Here is a 16,547-nt window from a genome sequence, read left to right on the forward strand (position 1 = left end):
CTCGACAGGTCACTCCCCGCCGAAGGCCTCCGCGATGTCCATGACGGCGGGACCCAGCAGCACGATGAACAGCGTCGGCAGGATGCAGAGGATCAGCGGGAAGATGACCTTCACCGGGATCTGCATCGCCTTCTCCTCGGCCCGCTGCCGGCGCTTGAGGCGCATCTCGGCCGCCTGGGTGCGCAGCACGTCGGCGATCGAGACGCCGTACGCGTCGGCCTGCACCACGGCGCGGATGAAGCGGCGCAGGTCGGGCACCGCCGTCCGCTCGGCCAGGGCCAGGTATGCCTCGCGGCGGGGCTGGCCGACGGCGATGTCCTGCAGCGTGCGCACCAGCTCCTCGGCGAGCGGGCCGCGGCCGTTGCGCCCGGCTCGCGCCATCGCCGCCTCGAAGCCGAGGCCGGCCTCCACCGCGATGGTCATCTGGTCGAGGGTGTCGGCGAGCTCCAGCGCGATCGCCTGCTGCCGCTCCTGCCCGCGGCTGTAGAGCAGCAGCTCCGGGACGACGTAGGCCACCCCGGTCACGACGACGGCCATCAGCACGGTCAGCGGACCCGGGCGGGCCGCCACCACCAGCACCCCGAGCGCCGCGGCGACCACGGCGAGCACCAGCTTGGCCGCCACCAGCCGGGGCACCGGCCAGTCCGCCGGACGCCCCGCCGCGCCGGCCAGCCGGTTGAGCCGGGCGACCGTGCCGGCCGGGGTGAGCGCGCGGGCCAGGCGCGGCAGCAGCCAGGCCCGCCGACGGGCGGCGGCCGCGCCGGGCAGGTCCAGGCCGCGGGTGAGGTTGGCCCGGGTGCGGGCGGCGGCGTCCTGCGGGCGGGCCAGCAGCGCCCAGCCCAGCAGCGGGACGGCGAGCGAGACGGCCAGCGCGGCCGCGAGCACGGGGGTGGGCAGCATCAGAACCGGATCGCCACGGTCTTCTTCAGCCACAGCCCGCCGACGACCAGCAGGACGACGACCGTCGCCGTCATGCACCAGCCGACCAGGGTGGTGGTGAAGGGGGCCAGGTAGGCCGGGTTGCTGACCATGAGGAACGCGACGATGCCGAAGGGCAGGGCCATCAGCACGACCGCGGACAGCTTGCCCTCGGCCGACAGCGCCTTGACCTGACGGCGGATGGCGTTGCGCTCCCGGATGGTGTGGCCGACGGTGTCGAGCACCTCGGCCAGGTTGCCGCCGACCTCGCGGTGGATCCCGATCGCCTGCGCGACCCAGCGGAAGTCGTCGCTGGCCATCCGCTCGGCCACCTCGTCGAGGGCGTCGCCGAGGTCGCGGCCCACCCGGGTCTCGTTGACGATGCGGGCGAACTCCTCCGCGGTCGGGGCCGCGGCCTCCTGCGACACCGAGTCGACCGCGCGCAGCAGGCTGTGCCCGGCGCGCAGGCTGGAGGCCATCAGCTGCAGCGAGTCGTCGAGCTGGTCGGCGAAGGCCGCCTGCCGCCGTCCCCGCCGCAGCCCGAGCAGCACCTTCGTGCCCAGCGGGGCCAGCGCCGCGAACAGCAGCGCGGGCAGCACCCCACCGAGCAGCAGGCCCAGTGCGCCGAGCACGACGGCGCCCAGGCCCACCAGCAGGACGACGTCCGGCAGCGCGGTCGCCACCCCGGCCCGCTCCAGCGCGGCGGTGCCGCGGGCCACCAGCCCGCGCCGTACGAGCACCCGCTCCACCGCGGCGCCGGCGGCGGCGGAGGCGCCGGCCAGCGCGGACGCCGGTGGGGTGACGGCCGGGTCGAGCCGGGACAGCGGCACCCGCCGCGGTCCTGCTGGGAGGACGACGAGGGCGAGCAGCAGCAGCGCGCCGGTGACCGCGAGCAGGCCGGCGCCGAGCAGCATCAGGACCACCCCCGCCGCGGCTCGACGGTGCCGAAGACGCGCGGCGAGACCCGGATGCCGAGCTCGTCGAAGCGGTCGGTGAACCGCGGCCGCACACCGGTGGGCACCGGCTTGCCGAGGAAGCGGCCGGCGGCGTCCACGCCTGCGGAGTAGTCGAAGAGGAAGGCGTCCTGCAGGGTGACCGTCTCCCCCTCCATGCCCTGCACCTCGGTCACGTGGGTGACCCGTCGGGTGCCGTCGCGCAGCCGGGTCAGCTGGACGACGACGTCGACCGCCGAGGCGATCTGCTCGCGGATGGCGCGCAGCGGCAGGTCCATGCCCGCCATCAGCACCAGGGTCTCCAGCCGGGCGATGGCGTCGCGCGGGGAGTTGGCGTGCACCGTCGACAGGGAGCCGTCGTGGCCGGTGTTCATCGCCTGCAGCATGTCCAGCGACTCACCACCGCGGCACTCCCCGACCACGATCCGGTCGGGGCGCATCCGCAGCGAGTTGCGCACCAGGTCGCGGATGGTGATCGCACCCCTGCCCTCGATGTTGGGCGGCCGGGACTCCAGCCGGACGACGTGGTCCTGCTGGAGCTGCAGCTCGACGGCGTCCTCGATGGTGACGATCCGCTCCCCCTCGGGGATGAAGGAGGAGAGCACGTTGAGCAGCGTCGTCTTCCCGGTGCCGGTGCCGCCAGAGACGATCACGTTGAGCCGGGCCTCGACGCAGGCGCGCAGCAGCTCGGCCATCTCCGGCGAGAGGGTGCCGAAGCCGATCAGGTCGTCGACGGTGAACGGGTCCTTGGCGAACTTGCGGATGGTCAGCGTCGACCCGCTGAACGCCAGCGGCGGGATGATCGCGTTGACCCGGGAGCCGTCGGCCAGCCGCGCGTCGACCAACGGCGAGGACTCGTCGATCCGCCGTCCCACCCGGGAGACGATCCGGTCGATGACCCGGCGCAGGTGCTCCTCGGAGGTGAACCGGGCGGCGGTGCGGACCAGCCGGCCCTCCTGCTCGACGTAGACCGCGTCCGGGCCGTTGCACATGATCTCGGTGACGGTCGGGTCGTCGAGCAGCCGCTGCAGCGGGCCGTAACCGAGGACGTCGTCGGCGAGCTCGGCGGTCAGCCGGGCGCGCTCCTCGGCCGACAGCGGGACCCGCTCCTCCTCGACCACCTCGTCGAGCTCGCCGAGGACGATGGTGCGCAGCGCCTCCTCGGACAGCGACGGGTCGTTCATCCGGTTGCCCATGCGCTCGAACAGCGCCTTGGCGACGCGGTCCTTGAGCCGGGTGAGCGCGTCGGTGGGCGGCGGCACGGCCACCGGCGTGGCGGCCCGGGGTGCCGGGAGCGGGGTGGGGGCGTCGGCCTCGGGTGCGGCGTGCCGGCCCTGGGCCGCCGCGAGTCGGGAGGCGAGGTTCACGACGCCGCCCGGTGCACGGAGGCGGCGGTCACGACGCGGCCCGGTGCTTGGCCCGGTAGCGGCCGGGCTTGACGATCGGGGTGGCGGCGAAGCGGGCGACCAGGCGGCGCAGCTCCTTCGCCGCCGGGTCCTTGCGGCCGCCGGCGACGATCGGCACGCCCTGGTTGGTCGACACCGGCACCGCGGCCGAGCGGGGGACGACGACGTCCACGCCGGTGCCGATCGCCGTCTCGACGTCGCGCACCGACAGCCCGCCCTTGGGGTCGGCGAGGTTCATGACCACGTGCCGGCCGGCCGGGATCATGCACAGCTCGCGGAGCACGTCGAGCTCCTTGCGCAGGCCGCGGACGCCGGGCACGTCCATGCTGCTGAGCATCACGACGTCGGTGGCCCGGTCGAGGGCGGCGAGCGTCTGCTCCGACAGCCCCGGCGCGGTGTCGACGACGACGTAGCGGAACTCGCGGGCCAGCGAGGTGAGCAGCCGGCTGACGTCGGCGGCGCTCACCGTGTCGCCGGCGGCCGGGGACTCCGCGCCGCACACCGCGTACAGGCCGCTGGGGTGCTGGGTGAGGAAGGTCTTGAGCACCATCGTGTCCTCGGCCGCCGGGCCGTGCGCGACGTCGGGCAGCGCGTACTCGGGCGTCAGGCCCAGTGCGGAGGCGACGTCGCCGAACTGGACGTCGAGGTCGACGAGCACCGTCGACTGGGGCGCGGCCGCGGTCAGGCCGATCGCGAGGTTGGCCGAGACGGTCGTCTTGCCGACGCCGCCCTTCGGGGAGGCCACGGTGATGACCCGCCCGGTGTAGCGGGCGGTCTCCTCGACCGGGCGCAGCACCCTCCGGCGTCCGGCCGCGGCCGAGCCGGCGCGCTCGACGGCCGCGCGGATCTCACCGGCGTCCGCGGTGGGCGGGAGCAGGTCGCGGACGCCGGCCCGCATCGCCTCCTGCCAGGTCTGCGGCGCCGGGTCGGCGATCAGGACGACGCTGATGCCGGGGCACTGCACGTCGAGCCGGGCGGCCAGGGAGAAGACCTCCGAGGGCGGCGCCAGCGGGCCGATCAGCAGGACCTCGGGCAGCTCGCCGTCGACCAGCTGCTCGAACAGCCGGGCCGGGTCGGCGGGCAGCCGGCCGGCGGGCAGCACGTGCACGTCGCCGTCGGTCGCCTGCTTGACGCGAAGGACGAGTTCCTCGTCGGCTGCGCCGAGAACCACGCGACTCATGAGTAGTCCTTGTCGTAGACGTTGGCCGGGGTGAGGACCTCGGTGCCGGACGTGTCGACGCCCTCGGGTTCGAGGGAGAGCCAGACGGTGCCGTGCTCCATGCCGAAGACGACTGCCTCGGCCGCCTCGGGGCGCAGCCCGAGGGTGACCATGAGGCTGGCGGAGGGCGCCGCACCGCCGGAGGAGGCGGTGTCGGTCCCCTCGCCGTCCGCGACGGCGACCGGCGCACCCTGCACCTGGGTGACCAGGACCCGGCTCAGGACGACGTCGGTCTGCCCGTCGAGCGAGACGTGCACGCCCACGGTGTTCCCCGCCGCCAGCCGACCGCCGACCGCGCGCTGCGGCTCGAGCAGGAGGCTGACCTCCGCGGCTCCCTCGGGCGGGGCGACGGTGCCGGGCACGGAGAGGTCCTCCGGCGCGGCGAACCGGGCGGCGAGCAGCTGCTCGCCCGGCTGCAGGTCGACGGTGGCGACCCGGCCGGCCAGCTCGTCGAGGTCGGTCACGGCGCCGGGGACCGCGGCCCTGGCCGGCAGCCGCTCGGTGCGGACCAGCTCGGCCAGCTCCTCCCCCGGCGTCCCCTCGGCGACCGGCCGGTGGACCACGAGGACGTCCACGGTCTGCACCCCTGCGAGAGCGCGGGCGTCGGCGCCGCGCACGTAGGCGAGCAGCACTCCGGTGCCGAGGGCGGCGAGGACCAGCGCCGCGAGGGCGGCGAGCAGTCGGCGTCTCAACGAGGGCCCCTATCGGACGAGTCGGAGGACCCAGGCACCCAGGGAGGGCGCACCGGGGCCGTAGGTGAAGGAGTCGCCGGCGTCGACGAAGCGGGTGAAGTAGCCGCGGATGCAGCGGTCCTCGCCCTTGCACGGCTTGCCGGCGTCGTACTGGCCGCCGAAGTGGTAGGCGGTGATCCTGAACGCGGCGTAGCCGTAGACGTGGTACCAGGCGGTGCTGCCGGTGCCGCCGGCCTCGTCGAAGATGGGCAGCAGGACGGTCCGGCCGACCAGCGCGGCGACGTCGTCGGTGTCGCAGCCCTGCGAGGGGTTGTTGCCCGGCTCGGAGGTGAACCGGTCGCCCACCCGGCTGGTGGCCCGGCAGGTGGTGCCGCCGTCCGTGGTGAGCCAGCCGAAGCCGCCGGGGACGAACATCTTCGACGGCCCGGTGCAACCGGTGTCGGACTTCTTGGGCAGCTCGATGGTGCGCTCGGTGGTGGTCGAGGGCAGGCCGCCGCCGGTCTGGGCCTGGAACTCGCACCAGGAGAAGATCAGCGGCAGCATCGCCGTCCCGCCGTCCGGCGCACCCCAGGCGACGGTCGCGCTGGCCGACACCTGCGTCGAGTCGTGGCCGATGACCGGCGCGAACCAGTGCTCGGTGGGCGTGCTGCCGGTGACCGTGACGCGCAGCGGGTCGCCGGCGAGCACCGGCGGAGCGGCCGTGGCGTCGCCGAGGTTGGCGTCGACCAGCGCCTGTGCCGTGGCCTGCATGTCGCCGCAGGAACCGCGGGCGCAGTCGCGGGCCACGGCGAGGGCCGCGGCGTCGGCCGCCGTCTGCAGCCGGGCCTTCTCCGCGTACAGGGCCCCGACGTCGACGGCGATGGCGGTGAAGCCGAGGACCGGCACCATCAGCAGCGCCAGGAGCACCGCGGAGCCGCCGCGCTCGCCGGCGAGCCGGCGCCGGAGTGCAGGGGGACCCTTCTTCAGCCGTTGCACCGCATGACCCCCGTCCCGGTCAGGTCGATGTCCGCGCCGAAGAAGTCGGTGAGGAAGGGCATCGGGTAGACGACGGTCACCCGCACGTTCGTGGTGGTCGTACTGGTGAGCGGGCAGGCCGTCGGCGCGACGGTGATCTGCGCGTCGGTGACCGCCGGGTCGAGGGTGGGGGCGGCGTCGCGGACGGCGGCGCGCGCCGCGGCGGGGTCGTTCTGCAGGGCCATGACCCGGGCGCCCTCGCGGGCGGCCGCGGACAGGGTGCCCTGCACCTGGAACGCGTGCCCGAACTCGGCGATGCCGAGCACCAGGACGAGCAGCAGCGGCACGATGAACGCGAACTCCACGGCGCTGGCGCCGTCCTCGTCGCGCAGTCGGGTGCGCACTCCTCCCCCACCTCCTCTCCTGCTGTCGTCGTCCGGGTGCGGCGCGGCGCAGCGGCCCCGGGGGGACGGGGCCGCTGCGCCGTGGAGGACGCGAGGGATCAGCCGGCGGCGGGGGCGGCCGGGGTGGTGGCGGCGTCCTCCAGGTCGCCGCCGATGCTGTTGAAGAGGGCCTCGAGCTGGTCGCTCAGGAAGATGACCGCGCCGATGATCGCGACGGCGATCAGGCCGACCATGAGGCCGTACTCGACGGCGGTCGCACCCTTCTCCTCGCGCTCGAGGCGCTCCTCGGCGAGCGAGTAGAGCGTGATGATGGTGGCCAGCGGGTTGGTGACGAGGTTGAGCACGGGGACTCCCTGGGGGACGGTGCCGGCCGGTCCGGGTCGGGCGACCCGACGTCGCGGCACTTGCCAGGGGGTGTCGAACCGTCGGATGCCCGGCTTGAGCCCCGTCCACCCGGTCGGCGGACCGCGTCCACCTGCTCGGGTGACCGCTCCGTCGCGGGAGTCACTCCGGGTGGCCGGATCTCAGGGCAGCAGCGCGGTCCCGCCGATGACGAGAGCGGCGCCGGCGAGCATGGCCGGGCCGAACGGCAGCTCGCCGCGCAGCCCGATCCGCCGGGTCGCCAGCAGGCCCAGCGCCACGACGGCCTGGACGACGAAGCCGGCGAGTGCGCCCAGCACGACCGCCGACCAGCCGAGCCAGCCCAGGTACAGGCCGAGGAGTGCGGCCAGCTTCACGTCGCCCATGCCCAGGCCGCCGGGCGAGACGAGCGCGAGGACGAGGTACACCGCGAACAGGGCCGCGGCGCCCAGCACCGCGCGCAGCAGCGCGTCCCAGGCTCCGTCGGCGAGGGCCGCGAGGAGCAGCAGCGCCGTCCCCGCGGCGAGCGCCGGCAGCACCACGCGGTTGGGCAGCAGCCGGTGCTGCAGGTCCACCACGGCGAGCAGCACGCCCACGACGGCCAGCAGCAGGAACGCCGGCAGTTCCCAGGAGAGCCCGGTGCGCAGCACGGTGAGCGCCGTCAGCAGCGCGGTCGCGACCTCGACCACCGGCGGGCGGACGGCGACCGGTCCGGGCCTCAACAGCTCCCGGGCGCCGGTACCCGGCGGCCAGGGGAAGCGCCCGGCGGTGCGGTTGACGAGCACCCCGGCGGCAGCCCCTGAGAACAGGGCGAGGGCGGTGAGCACGGGGCGACGATGACACGGCCGGGCCCGCGGGCGCGGGAACACCACCGGTCCGGGGCGCGGAGGTGGTGCGTCGTCAGCCTGAGCGGTGCACGGGTCCCTCGTCCCACCCGATCGGTGTTTCCGGCACGCTCGGCGGCATGAGCGAGACCGCGCAGGTCGCCTTGGCCGTCGTCTGCTTCTCCGTGGCGCTGCTCGCTCAGGTCACCGGCCTGGCGCTGCTGGTCGCAGACGCCCGTCGCACCGGCTCCGCCCTGCGTCGCTGGCGCGACGGCGACGCGGCGGGACGCGATCGGGAGGCTCCCGTCCGGCTCGGTGAGCTCACCAGCCTGCTGGACTCCCTGCTGGGCAACCGGTTCGACCGTGCTGCCGCCACCGTGCTGCTGGTGGTCGGCGTCGTGGCGGGCGCGCTGGGCTGGTTCTTGGCGCTCTGACCGGACCGGCCGGCCGTGGAGCGGACGGCGGCGCCGGGTTCAGCGCCCGGAGGTCACCTCGAACCCGAGCACCCGGACCGCCGTCGCCGCGGTGGCGCTGCCGGGCCGGTAGGCCGAGATGCCGACCGCGCCCGGCGCCTGCAGGACCGCGGTGGCGTCGGCGCGCACGAGGTGCGGCGTCGTGGGCTCTGCGGTGCCGGCCGCCCACACCGTGGCGGCGACGTCGGTGCTGCCGGCGCCGGACACCCGGACCCGGACCTCGAGGCGCATCCCCAGCGTGTAGGTCAGGCCCGGGACGACGACCTCGCCACCCGGCCAGCCCTCCACGCCCCCGGCCAGCCGGGACAGCGTCAGCGACACCCTCCCGTCGGCCATGACCTTCGCCAGCACCCGGTACTCGTTGCCCGCGGAGACCCGCCGGCCGGTGACGTAGACGTAGGTGCCGCCGCCGGTGGGCATCGAGCTCAGCGAGAACGAGGTGCGCACGTCGGTGGAGATCGAGGAGACCGCGCCCAGGAACGCCCCGTGGTGTTTCCCGCGGCCGGCGGGGCGAGCTCCGCCGTCCCGGGCCGCACCGAGAGCCGCGTCGCGCCGGCCGCGGCTCTCGGTGCGGCCAGCGCGTCCTCGGCCGCGGTGACCCGCCCGGCGGTGCCGGCCCGCCAGGCGGCCCCGTCAGCGGCGTCGGCCCGCTGCGCGGTGCGCACCCTCCACTCGGCCGCGCCCAGCGCCAGGCGGGCGGCGTGCACCGCCGCGCCGGCGTCGTCCACCGCGCGGTCGGCGGGTGGCCCACCAGCCGGCACCGGGAGTGGCCGCGGGCGTGTCGGCGTGCGGTGGGAGCGGGTCCTCGGCATCGGGGTCGGCCAGCTCGTGGCCGCGGGTGTCGAGCCACTCGCACGGGTCGTGCCAGGGGCCGGCGTCCCACCCGGCCGGATCCGGCGGTTCGCCCAGGAGCCCGTCCGGGTGATCGGTGGCGGGGGCCGGGTCGTCGCCGAAACCCGCGCGCACCAGCTCGTCCAGCCACCGGTCGAAGTCGGCGCCGCTCAACTCCCGCGCCGCCCGCTCGATCGGATCGCCCTCGACGTCGACCGGTTCTGCGGCGCCGGCCTCACCGGCCGCGCCGACGGCGCCCTCGGTGGCGGTGTCGCCGTTGGCGGTGTCGCCGGTGGCCGGCTCGTCGGCGGCGGCCGTCTCGGTGACGGGGTCCAGGCCGGCGAAGGCGCGGGCCAGCTGGCGGGCCATCTCCGCCGGCACCGCCGTGCCGTCCACCTCCCCCAGCTGGTCCCCACCCAGCGCGCTGTGCACCGAGGCCACGATGGTCAGCAGCGCCTGCACCGGCGGCACCTCCCCCTCCCCCGGGCGCAGCACCATGTCCATCAGGCAGTCCACCAGCCTCTCCCCCCGCGTGCGGGTGTCCCCCGGCTCGGGGGCCAGGGCGTGCACATACGCCCCCAGCGCCCGGTGGAACGCCTGCGACTCCGGCGTGCTGCACACCAGCGTCACCACCGACAGCCCCGGCGTGCGATCCTCCCGCAGCGAGATCCCCCGCCGCTCGAGCGCCCGCGCCACATCCCGGGCGTTGAGCTGGGTGACCACCCGGCGCACCCGATCTCCCAGCACGGCCGGCGTGGTCACCCGGTGCCGCGCGGCCATCCACGCCAGCACGTCGGCCTCCACCTTCGCCCGTGACGCGTCGTCGGCGATCGGCGCCACGTGCTCCAGCAGGCACCACAGGTGATCGGGGTGCAGCACCCCGGCCTCCAGCGCGTCCAGCACCCGCGGCAACCGGCCCACCAGCGTCAGCGACCGCGCCAGCTCCGCCTCGGCCTCGTGCACCGTGACGTCCAGCGCGATCGCCAGCTCCTGGGCGGCCCACTCCGACACCGGCCGCAACACCTCCGGCCGCGCCGCCCACCGCTCGGCCGACATCGCGCCCCGCTCACCCTGCGCCCGGTCGGTGCTCGCCGGCCGGGTCGCGGCGAACGCCGTCACCGCCCGCACCCGCACCGCCGCCTGCCGGCTCATCTCCCGCGCCGCCGCCTGCACCTCCCCCAACGGCCCCGACGCCCACCCGACCGACGGCGCAGCAGCACCCACGGTGCTGGCCTCCGTCCCACCGTCCATGCGTTCGATCATATGTTCGAACCGACTGCCCAGGCAAGAGGAACGTGCAGGTCAGAGTCGAGCCCGGACCTGGTGTCGGCACTGCAGCGCCCGAGGAGCGAGCCAGCCGAAACGGTGCTGCAGCGCCAGGATGTCGCCGGTAGGCCGCCGGGCCGAGCTCAGATCTGCTGCCTGCGCTGCAGCACCAGGAAGGCGAGCCAGCCGAACGGCGCCGGCAGCCAGAACGTCGCCGCCCGGAAGGCGAGGACGGCGGTGAGCGCGGCGGTCACCGGCACACCCGTCGCCGTCAGGGCGCCGACGAGGGCGGCCTCGACGGCCCCGAGCCCGCCGGGGGTGGGCGCCGCAGACCCGATCGTGGACGCCGCCAGGTACACGACCACGAGCGTCGGCAAGGACAGCGACGCGGAGAAGGCGCGCAGCGAGGCGTCGAGCGCCAGCACGTAGCCGCCGTTGAGCAACAGGATGCCGAGCACCGCCGTCCCGAGGCGGCGCGGGTGGGTCAGTGCGGCGAGCAGCTGGGGCAGCGTCTGGCGCAGCAGCGGCTCCACGCGGCGGTGCAGCAGCCGCCGGGTCGGCGGCAGCATGGCCACCACGACGAGCACCGCCGTCGCCACGAGCAGGACGACGAGCACCTCGCCGCTGGGCAGGAGGGTCGGGCGGGACGCGGACACGCCGCTCACCCAGCTGCACACCAGCAGCAGGACCACCGTCACGACGACGGTGACGGCCTGGCTCACGGCGACGCTGGCCGCGGCCGTCGCCAGCGGGACGCCGGCGCGGTGGAGATAGCGGATGCCGAGCCCGACGTGCCCCACGGTCGGCGGGGTCACCAGCGTGACGAAGGCCGTTGCGACCTGCACCAACGTGGTGCGGGCCAGGGGCAGGTCGACGGGCACGAAGGCCTGGAAGACCAGCGCCGCGCCGACGTAGGTCACCGCCGAGCCGAGGACCGCGACCGCGAGCCACTGCCAGCGGGCCCCGCTCAGCGTGCTGGCGAGGCTGACATCGGAGAGCTGGGAGGCCAGCACGTACGCGGCGACGGTCGCCGCCAGCACCGTGACGATCGTCCGCGGCCGCATGCGCTCGAGTCGCGGCGCCGTGGCCGGAGCCGCCCCGGAGGGCCCGGCGAGGGCGGTGCGCAGGTCGCCGACGACCGATGTCCGGCGGACCGCCTCACGCAGGGGCGGGGGCAGCACCAGCGGCTGGGCCAGCGCCGCCAGCCGTGCCCCGGCCGGCGCCCCGGACCCGTACCCGTCGCGGAACGCGGCCACCGCCGCCTCGACGCCGCCGTGCGCGGCCGCGGTGACCAGCAGCGCCACGACGTCCAGCTCGCGCTGCAGCTCGCTGGCCGCCGGCTGCGCGGACCGCCACCGGGTGAAGCCGACCCGGCCGTCGGGCAGCAGGACCACGGACTGCGGGCTGAGCGCGCCGTGCGCCACCCCGGCCCGGTGCACCCGCCGGAGCGCGGCGAAGGCGGCCCGGAGCACCCCGGGGACCTCGCCGTCCGCGTCCGCGAGCGGTGTGCCTGCTAGCGGCCGGGTCACCGACAGCAGGGCCGGCCCCGCAGTCAGCAGCGTCACCACCGTGGGCGCGGGGACGTCGGCCGCTCGGGCGATGCCGGCGCAGAGCGCCTCCCGCTCGAGCTGGCCGCGCAGGGTGAGGGCGGGCCGGCCGACGACCGACGACCGCAGCCGCACCAGCGACACCCCGCGGCGGGCCAGCGAGACGCCGCGGCGGTCGGGGTCGACGACGGTCACCTCGAGGACACCGCCGGGCGAGGTGGCGGCGTAGCGCAGGCTCTCGGCCGGGTGCGACAGCGGGCACAGCTCGTCCACCGGGAGTCCGGCCGCGGCGAGGACCGCGCGGATCCGTCCCTCGTCCGGGCGCGCGGGCACCACGCCGACCAGCACCCGGACGAGCAGGCCCGCCGCGGTCCCGGCGAGGAGGGCGACCGCCCCGCTGAGCAGGGTGAGGCTGCCCAGCGCGAGGGCGCACAGCAGTGCCGCGCCGAGCACCACCCGGGCGGGCGCCGTCCACCGCGGGCGCCGCTGCAGGTCGGCCCCGACGAGCAGGCCGACGGCGGCGGCGATCGGCGTGACCGCCGCGTCCTCGGCCGTCCCCAGCAGGTCCTGCCGGCCCAGCAGCCACTCCGCCGCCTCCCCCGCACCCAGCGCCAGGGCACAGGCGAGGACCGCGGAGGTGACCGCGAACCGGCGCCTCCGCAGCGCGTCGAGCAGGACGGCTCCGAGGACGGCCAGCACGGCGAGCGAGGCGACCCCGTTGGCGATGGAGAGCACGGTGCGGGGCAGTCCGCCGAGGGCCGTGTCGGCGAGGTCGGCGCCGGCGGCCGGCACCTGGGGCGCCTGCAGGGCGAGCAGGACCATGAGCAGCAGCGCGCCGGCCGCGAGCGCCAGCGCGACGCCGTCGGCGGGACGGCGGACCCGGGTGCGCGGCCAGAACGACGTCCGCCGGTCCGCGCCCCCCTCCGTCACCCGGCCAGTATTCGCAGGTCCCGGCCGCGCCGCTGCGCCGGGTCGTGCGTCCGCTGGACGAGTGTCAGCGGTGTGGGGCGGCCCGCTCGGACGGGGATCCCCGCCGGCCCGCCGCGTGGGACGCCTCGCCCGCTGACGCGGTCGGCCCGGGCAGCCGCAGGCTGACCAGGAGCGCGAGCAGGGGCAGCGGGAGGAGCGCGGCCATCGACCATCCCAGGCCGTGCGCGTCGGCCAGCACGCCGAAGAGGGGGGTCACGGCGCCGCCGGCCGACACGGCCAGGCCGAGGGTGACGCCGGAGGCCGTGCCCACCCGGTTGGGCAGCAGCTCCTGCCCGAGGGTGGTCTGCACGGAGAAGGGCAGGTAGAGCCCCACGCCGAGCAGGACGGCGGCGGCGAGTGCGATCGGCCAGGACGGCGCGACGACGAGCAGGACGAGACCGGGCACGGTGACCGCGTAGCCCAGCCGGATGGCCGGCACCCGGCCCCACCGGTCGGCGAGCCAGCCGCCGGCGAGGGTGCCGACCGCCCCGACGGCGAGGAACGTCGCCAGCGCCGCGGAGCCGGCCGAGGTGGGCAGGCCGAAGCGGTCGATGACGTACAGCGCGACCAGGGACGACACCCCGAAGTAGAGGACCGAGCGGATCACCACCAGCCCGGTCAGCCAGCCGAACGAGCGCCAGTCGTCGTCCCGCTGCGGCACCCCGCCGGCCGCGGCGGTGGGGCGTGGGCGGGCGCGGGCCCGGCGGCCGACAGCCAGGAGGACGGCGGCCGCGACCAGGGCCGGCAGTGCCAGCAGCGGCGTGCCCGCCACGCCGTACGCCAGCAGCACGGGCGTGACCACGACCGGGCCGAGGGCGAGGCCGGCGTTGCCACCGACGGCGAACCAGCTCATGCCCTGCGCCGAGGCGCCGGCAGCCGCACGGGCCGCCCGGGCCGCGGCCGGGTGGTAGGCGGCCACGCCGAGGCCGGAGAGCGCCACCGCCGCCCAGGTCCACCAGTAGGAGTCGCCCAGGCCGGCCAGTCCGATGCCGACCCCGGCGACCAGCAGGCCCACCGCAGGGAGCCAGGGCAGCGGCCGGCGGTCGGCCAGGACGCCGAATGCCGGCTGCACCACCGACGAGAGCACCGTGGCGGCCAGGGTGATGCCGGTGGCCGCGGCGTAGGAGTAGCCCCGCTCCAGCACCAGGAACGGCAGCAGCGCGGGCACCGCCCCCTGGTACAGGTCGTCCACGACGTGGCTGAGGGTCAGCAGGCCCAACCCGCGGCGGTCCACCACGCCCCCGCTCGAGGCCGGTCGGCGCCCGCTCCGCACCAGGGAACCGTGGCCGCGCGGCCGCCGGTCCTCAACCGGCCGGGGTCAGTGCGCGCCGACGGGTGCGAGCTCCTCCGGCGCGTCGGTCAGCTGCCAGGGCCGGACGACGGTCACGAGCACCGCGATGGCGAGGACCAGCGCGGTGAGGATGACCGTGCCCATCGCCGCGGCGTCGTTGCCCAGCAGGCCGACGACCGGCGACACCGCGGCGCCGACGCCGAACTGCACCGCGCCCAGCAGTGCCGCTGCCGAGCCGGCCGACTCCCCGTGCCGGGACAGCGCCAGCGCGGGGGCGTTGGGCAGCGCCAGGCCGGAGGCGAAGAGCATCGCCCACAGCGGGAGGACGATGCCGGGCAGCCCGCCGGTGCCGGTGAGGGCCACGACGAGCAGCACCGCGCCCGAGACGGCACCGACCACGACACCGGCCACGAGCACCTGGGCCGGAGCCCACCGCCGCAGCACCACCGGGTTGAGCTGGGTGGCCGCGATCAGCCAGACGGCGCCGGCGCCGAAGAGCAGCCCGAACTGCTGCTCGTCGAGGCCGTACTGCCGCTGGAAGACGAACGACGAACCGGAGACATAGCTGAACAGCCCGGCCATCGTCAGCCCGGCGACCAGCACCAGGCCGACGAGCGTCCGGTCGCGCAGCAGCCCCCGGTAGGTGCGCAGCGTGCCGGCGACACCGCGGCCGCTGCGGCGGGACGGCGGCAGCGTCTCGCGCAGGCCGAACCACCCCAGGGCGAGCAGCAGCAGGCCGTACACCGCGAGGACGGCGAAGATGCCCCGCCAGCTCGTGACCCGCAGCAGCTCCCCGCCCAGCGTGGGTGCCAGCACCGGCGCGGCACCGAGCACGAGGAACAGCCGCGACAGCATCGTGGCCGCCGCCCGCCCGGTGTAGAGGTCGCGGACCACCGCCATCGCGACCACCGCGCCGGCCGCCGTCCCCACACCCTGCAGCAGGCGGAGCACGCCGAGCACCTCGATGCTCGGGGCGACCAGCACCAGCAGCGACGCGACCACGTACAGCGCCGTGCCGGCCAGCAGCGGCCCGCGCCGGCCGAACGTGTCGGAGAGCGGGCCGAGCACCAGCTGGCCGATCGCCAGGCCGACGAGCGTGCCGGTGAGGGTCAGCTGGACCATCGCCGACGTCGTCCCCAGCTCGGCGGTGATGGTGGGCAGCGCCGGCAGGTACATGTCGATCGTCAGCGGTCCGACGGCGACGAACGCGCCGAGGAGGAGGGCGAGCAGCGCCCGGTTGGGCGGCGCGGCCTCGGGGGTCGGTGCGAGCGTCGCGGTCGCGGCGCGGTCCTGCAGGTCGGTCACGGTCGTCCATTCGTCCAGGCGGTCTGACAGCGGCCCACGCTGGCCGGATGTCAGGGGCCAAGGCGGCGCCGGCGCCGTCCATTCCTGGCTGTGGCGGACGCCGCTCAGACCCCCAGCGGTTCCCGGGCGGCGGCGACGGCCCGGCGGGCGTCCTCGGCCACGAGGTCGGCGTTGACCTGCGCCCCGGCGGACGCACCCGCGGCCGCGGCCGACCCGACCTGAGCGGACAGGTCGGTCACGTTGCCGGCGAGCCACACGCCGGGGACGGCGCTGCGCCCGGCGGCGTCGGCGACCAGGTGCTCCCCCATCCCGGACGGGTGCGGCGCCGGGGTCAGGCCGAGGCCGGCGAGGAAGCCGGCGCGGGCCACCATCCGCGACTGGACGGCGACCGCGGACCGCTCGACCACCGTTCCGTCGGCCAGCCGCACGCCGAGGAGCCGGTCGTCGGCGACCTCCAGCCCGGTCACCTCGCCGGTCACCACCCGGATCCCGAGGGCGGCCAGCTGCTCGGCCTGCTCGCCGGAGGGCGCCGGCTGGGTGTGCGCGAACAGGATGACGTCGGCGCTGAGCTGCCGGAACAGCAGCACCTGGTGCACGGCCATCGGGCCGCAGGCCAGCACGCCGATGGCCTGGTCGCGGACCTCCCAGCCGTGGCAGTACGGGCAGTGCAGCACGTCGCGGCCCCAGCGCTCGCGCAGCCCGGGGACGTCGGGCAGCTCGTCGACCAGCCCGGTGGTGACCAGCAGCCGGCGCGCCCGCACCGCCCGCCCGTCGGCCAGCGCGACGCCGAAGCCCTCACCGTCCTGTTCCGCGCGGACCACCTCGCCCTCGACGACCGAGCCGCCGTAGGAGCGGACCTCGGCGCGCCCGCGCGCGAGCAGCTCGCCGGGCGGCATGCCCTCGCGGGCCAGCAGACCGTGCACACCGGCCGCCGGCGCGTTGCGGGGCGCGCCCGCGTCGACCACCACCACGGACCGCCGCGAGCGGGCCAGCATCAAGGCCCCGTTCAGCCCTGCGGCGCCGCCGCCGACCACCACGACGTCGTACTCGTTCCTCAGCTCGTCGGTCACCGTGACCACCTCCGCGGTCACCGTGCGACGGACGACGCCGGAGCGGCAAGGATCGTTGCTGTTGC

The 16,547-nt window shown here is 76.1% G+C and carries 16 protein-coding genes; 1 reads left to right on the plus strand and 15 read right to left on the minus strand.

Going from position 1 to position 16,547, the window contains the following annotated elements:
- Positions 1-9 precede the first annotated feature (9 nt).
- From ACWIX7_RS02125 to ACWIX7_RS02165, 9 genes are all read right to left on the minus strand, one after another.
- Positions 10-900 carry a type II secretion system F family protein gene (locus ACWIX7_RS02125; protein ID WP_448619982.1) on the minus strand — a complete coding sequence of 297 codons (891 nt, stop codon included), beginning with the start codon at positions 898-900 and terminating at the stop codon, positions 10-12.
- Entirely contained in the window at positions 900-1,832 is a 933-nt protein-coding gene (locus ACWIX7_RS02130; RefSeq protein ID WP_448619983.1) for a type II secretion system F family protein, read from the minus strand. Before ACWIX7_RS02130 ends, ACWIX7_RS02125 begins: the two co-directional genes overlap by 1 nt.
- Positions 1,832-3,238 (minus strand): CpaF family protein, encoded by a 1,407-nt coding sequence (locus ACWIX7_RS02135; RefSeq protein WP_448619984.1) that lies wholly within the window; start codon positions 3,236-3,238, stop codon positions 1,832-1,834. Before ACWIX7_RS02135 ends, ACWIX7_RS02130 begins: the two co-directional genes overlap by 1 nt.
- A gap of 28 nt (positions 3,239-3,266) precedes the next feature.
- Positions 3,267-4,457 carry an AAA family ATPase gene (locus tag ACWIX7_RS02140; protein WP_448619985.1) on the minus strand — a complete coding sequence of 397 codons (1,191 nt, stop codon included), beginning with the start codon at positions 4,455-4,457 and terminating at the stop codon, positions 3,267-3,269.
- Positions 4,454-5,188 carry a Flp pilus assembly protein CpaB gene (gene cpaB, locus ACWIX7_RS02145; protein WP_448619986.1) on the minus strand — a complete coding sequence of 245 codons (735 nt, stop codon included), beginning with the start codon at positions 5,186-5,188 and terminating at the stop codon, positions 4,454-4,456. Before cpaB ends, ACWIX7_RS02140 begins: the two co-directional genes overlap by 4 nt.
- A gap of 9 nt (positions 5,189-5,197) precedes the next feature.
- Complete coding sequence (locus ACWIX7_RS02150; protein ID WP_448619987.1) at positions 5,198-6,163, minus strand: pilus assembly protein TadG-related protein; 966 nt, start codon at positions 6,161-6,163, stop codon at positions 5,198-5,200.
- Entirely contained in the window at positions 6,151-6,546 is a 396-nt protein-coding gene (locus ACWIX7_RS02155; RefSeq protein ID WP_448619988.1) for a TadE/TadG family type IV pilus assembly protein, read from the minus strand. The genes ACWIX7_RS02150 and ACWIX7_RS02155 overlap by 13 nt, the downstream gene beginning before the upstream one ends.
- Positions 6,547-6,644: 98 nt before the next feature.
- Complete coding sequence (locus tag ACWIX7_RS02160) at positions 6,645-6,890, minus strand: Flp family type IVb pilin (protein ID WP_448619989.1); 246 nt, start codon at positions 6,888-6,890, stop codon at positions 6,645-6,647.
- Between the two features lie 180 nt (positions 6,891-7,070).
- Positions 7,071-7,733: a prepilin peptidase gene (locus ACWIX7_RS02165; protein ID WP_448619990.1), complete on the minus strand. Its 663-nt coding sequence runs from the start codon at positions 7,731-7,733 to the stop codon at positions 7,071-7,073.
- 137 nt (positions 7,734-7,870) lie between these two features.
- Here ACWIX7_RS02165 and ACWIX7_RS02170 point away from each other — a divergent pair, with 137 nt between their 5' ends.
- On the plus strand, positions 7,871-8,164 hold the full coding sequence (locus ACWIX7_RS02170) for a hypothetical protein (RefSeq protein WP_448619991.1): 294 nt from the start codon (positions 7,871-7,873) through the stop codon (positions 8,162-8,164).
- 39 nt (positions 8,165-8,203) lie between these two features.
- Here the strand turns inward: ACWIX7_RS02170 and ACWIX7_RS02175 are convergent, their stop codons facing one another.
- From ACWIX7_RS02175 to ACWIX7_RS02200, 6 genes are all read right to left on the minus strand, one after another.
- Complete coding sequence (locus ACWIX7_RS02175; RefSeq protein ID WP_448619992.1) at positions 8,204-8,650, minus strand: hypothetical protein; 447 nt, start codon at positions 8,648-8,650, stop codon at positions 8,204-8,206.
- Between the two features lie 186 nt (positions 8,651-8,836).
- A complete protein-coding gene (locus tag ACWIX7_RS02180; RefSeq protein ID WP_448619993.1) occupies positions 8,837-10,285 on the minus strand; it encodes a DUF222 domain-containing protein in 1,449 nt (482 codons plus the stop codon).
- 158 nt (positions 10,286-10,443) lie between these two features.
- Positions 10,444-12,777 (minus strand): lysylphosphatidylglycerol synthase domain-containing protein, encoded by a 2,334-nt coding sequence (locus ACWIX7_RS02185; protein ID WP_448619994.1) that lies wholly within the window; start codon positions 12,775-12,777, stop codon positions 10,444-10,446.
- A 64-nt stretch (positions 12,778-12,841) separates the two neighbouring features.
- The gene (locus tag ACWIX7_RS02190) at positions 12,842-14,089 is read right to left on the minus strand and encodes an MFS transporter (RefSeq protein WP_448619995.1); all 1,248 of its coding nucleotides are present in this window, start codon (positions 14,087-14,089) and stop codon (positions 12,842-12,844) included.
- Between the two features lie 45 nt (positions 14,090-14,134).
- Positions 14,135-15,412, minus strand: coding sequence for a multidrug effflux MFS transporter (locus tag ACWIX7_RS02195; protein ID WP_448619996.1), 1,278 nt, complete (start codon positions 15,410-15,412; stop codon positions 14,135-14,137).
- Positions 15,413-15,516: 104 nt separating this feature from the next.
- Positions 15,517-16,482 (minus strand): NAD(P)/FAD-dependent oxidoreductase, encoded by a 966-nt coding sequence (locus ACWIX7_RS02200; protein ID WP_448619997.1) that lies wholly within the window; start codon positions 16,480-16,482, stop codon positions 15,517-15,519.
- Positions 16,483-16,547 lie beyond the last annotated feature (65 nt).

The sequence above is a fragment of the Geodermatophilus sp. URMC 65 genome, from assembly GCF_053502545.1.

Coding starts and splice junctions, on each gene's coding strand:
- ACWIX7_RS02170 (WP_448619991.1), top strand. CDS start 7,871: ATGAGCGAGACCGCGCAGGTCGCCTTGGCCGTCGTCTGCTTCTCCGTG.
- ACWIX7_RS02180 (WP_448619993.1), bottom strand. CDS start 10,285: ATGGACGGTGGGACGGAGGCCAGCACCGTGGGTGCTGCTGCGCCGTCG.
- ACWIX7_RS02140 (WP_448619985.1), bottom strand. CDS start 4,457: ATGAGTCGCGTGGTTCTCGGCGCAGCCGACGAGGAACTCGTCCTTCGC.
- ACWIX7_RS02125 (WP_448619982.1), bottom strand. CDS start 900: ATGCTGCCCACCCCCGTGCTCGCGGCCGCGCTGGCCGTCTCGCTCGCC.
- ACWIX7_RS02130 (WP_448619983.1), bottom strand. CDS start 1,832: ATGCTGCTCGGCGCCGGCCTGCTCGCGGTCACCGGCGCGCTGCTGCTG.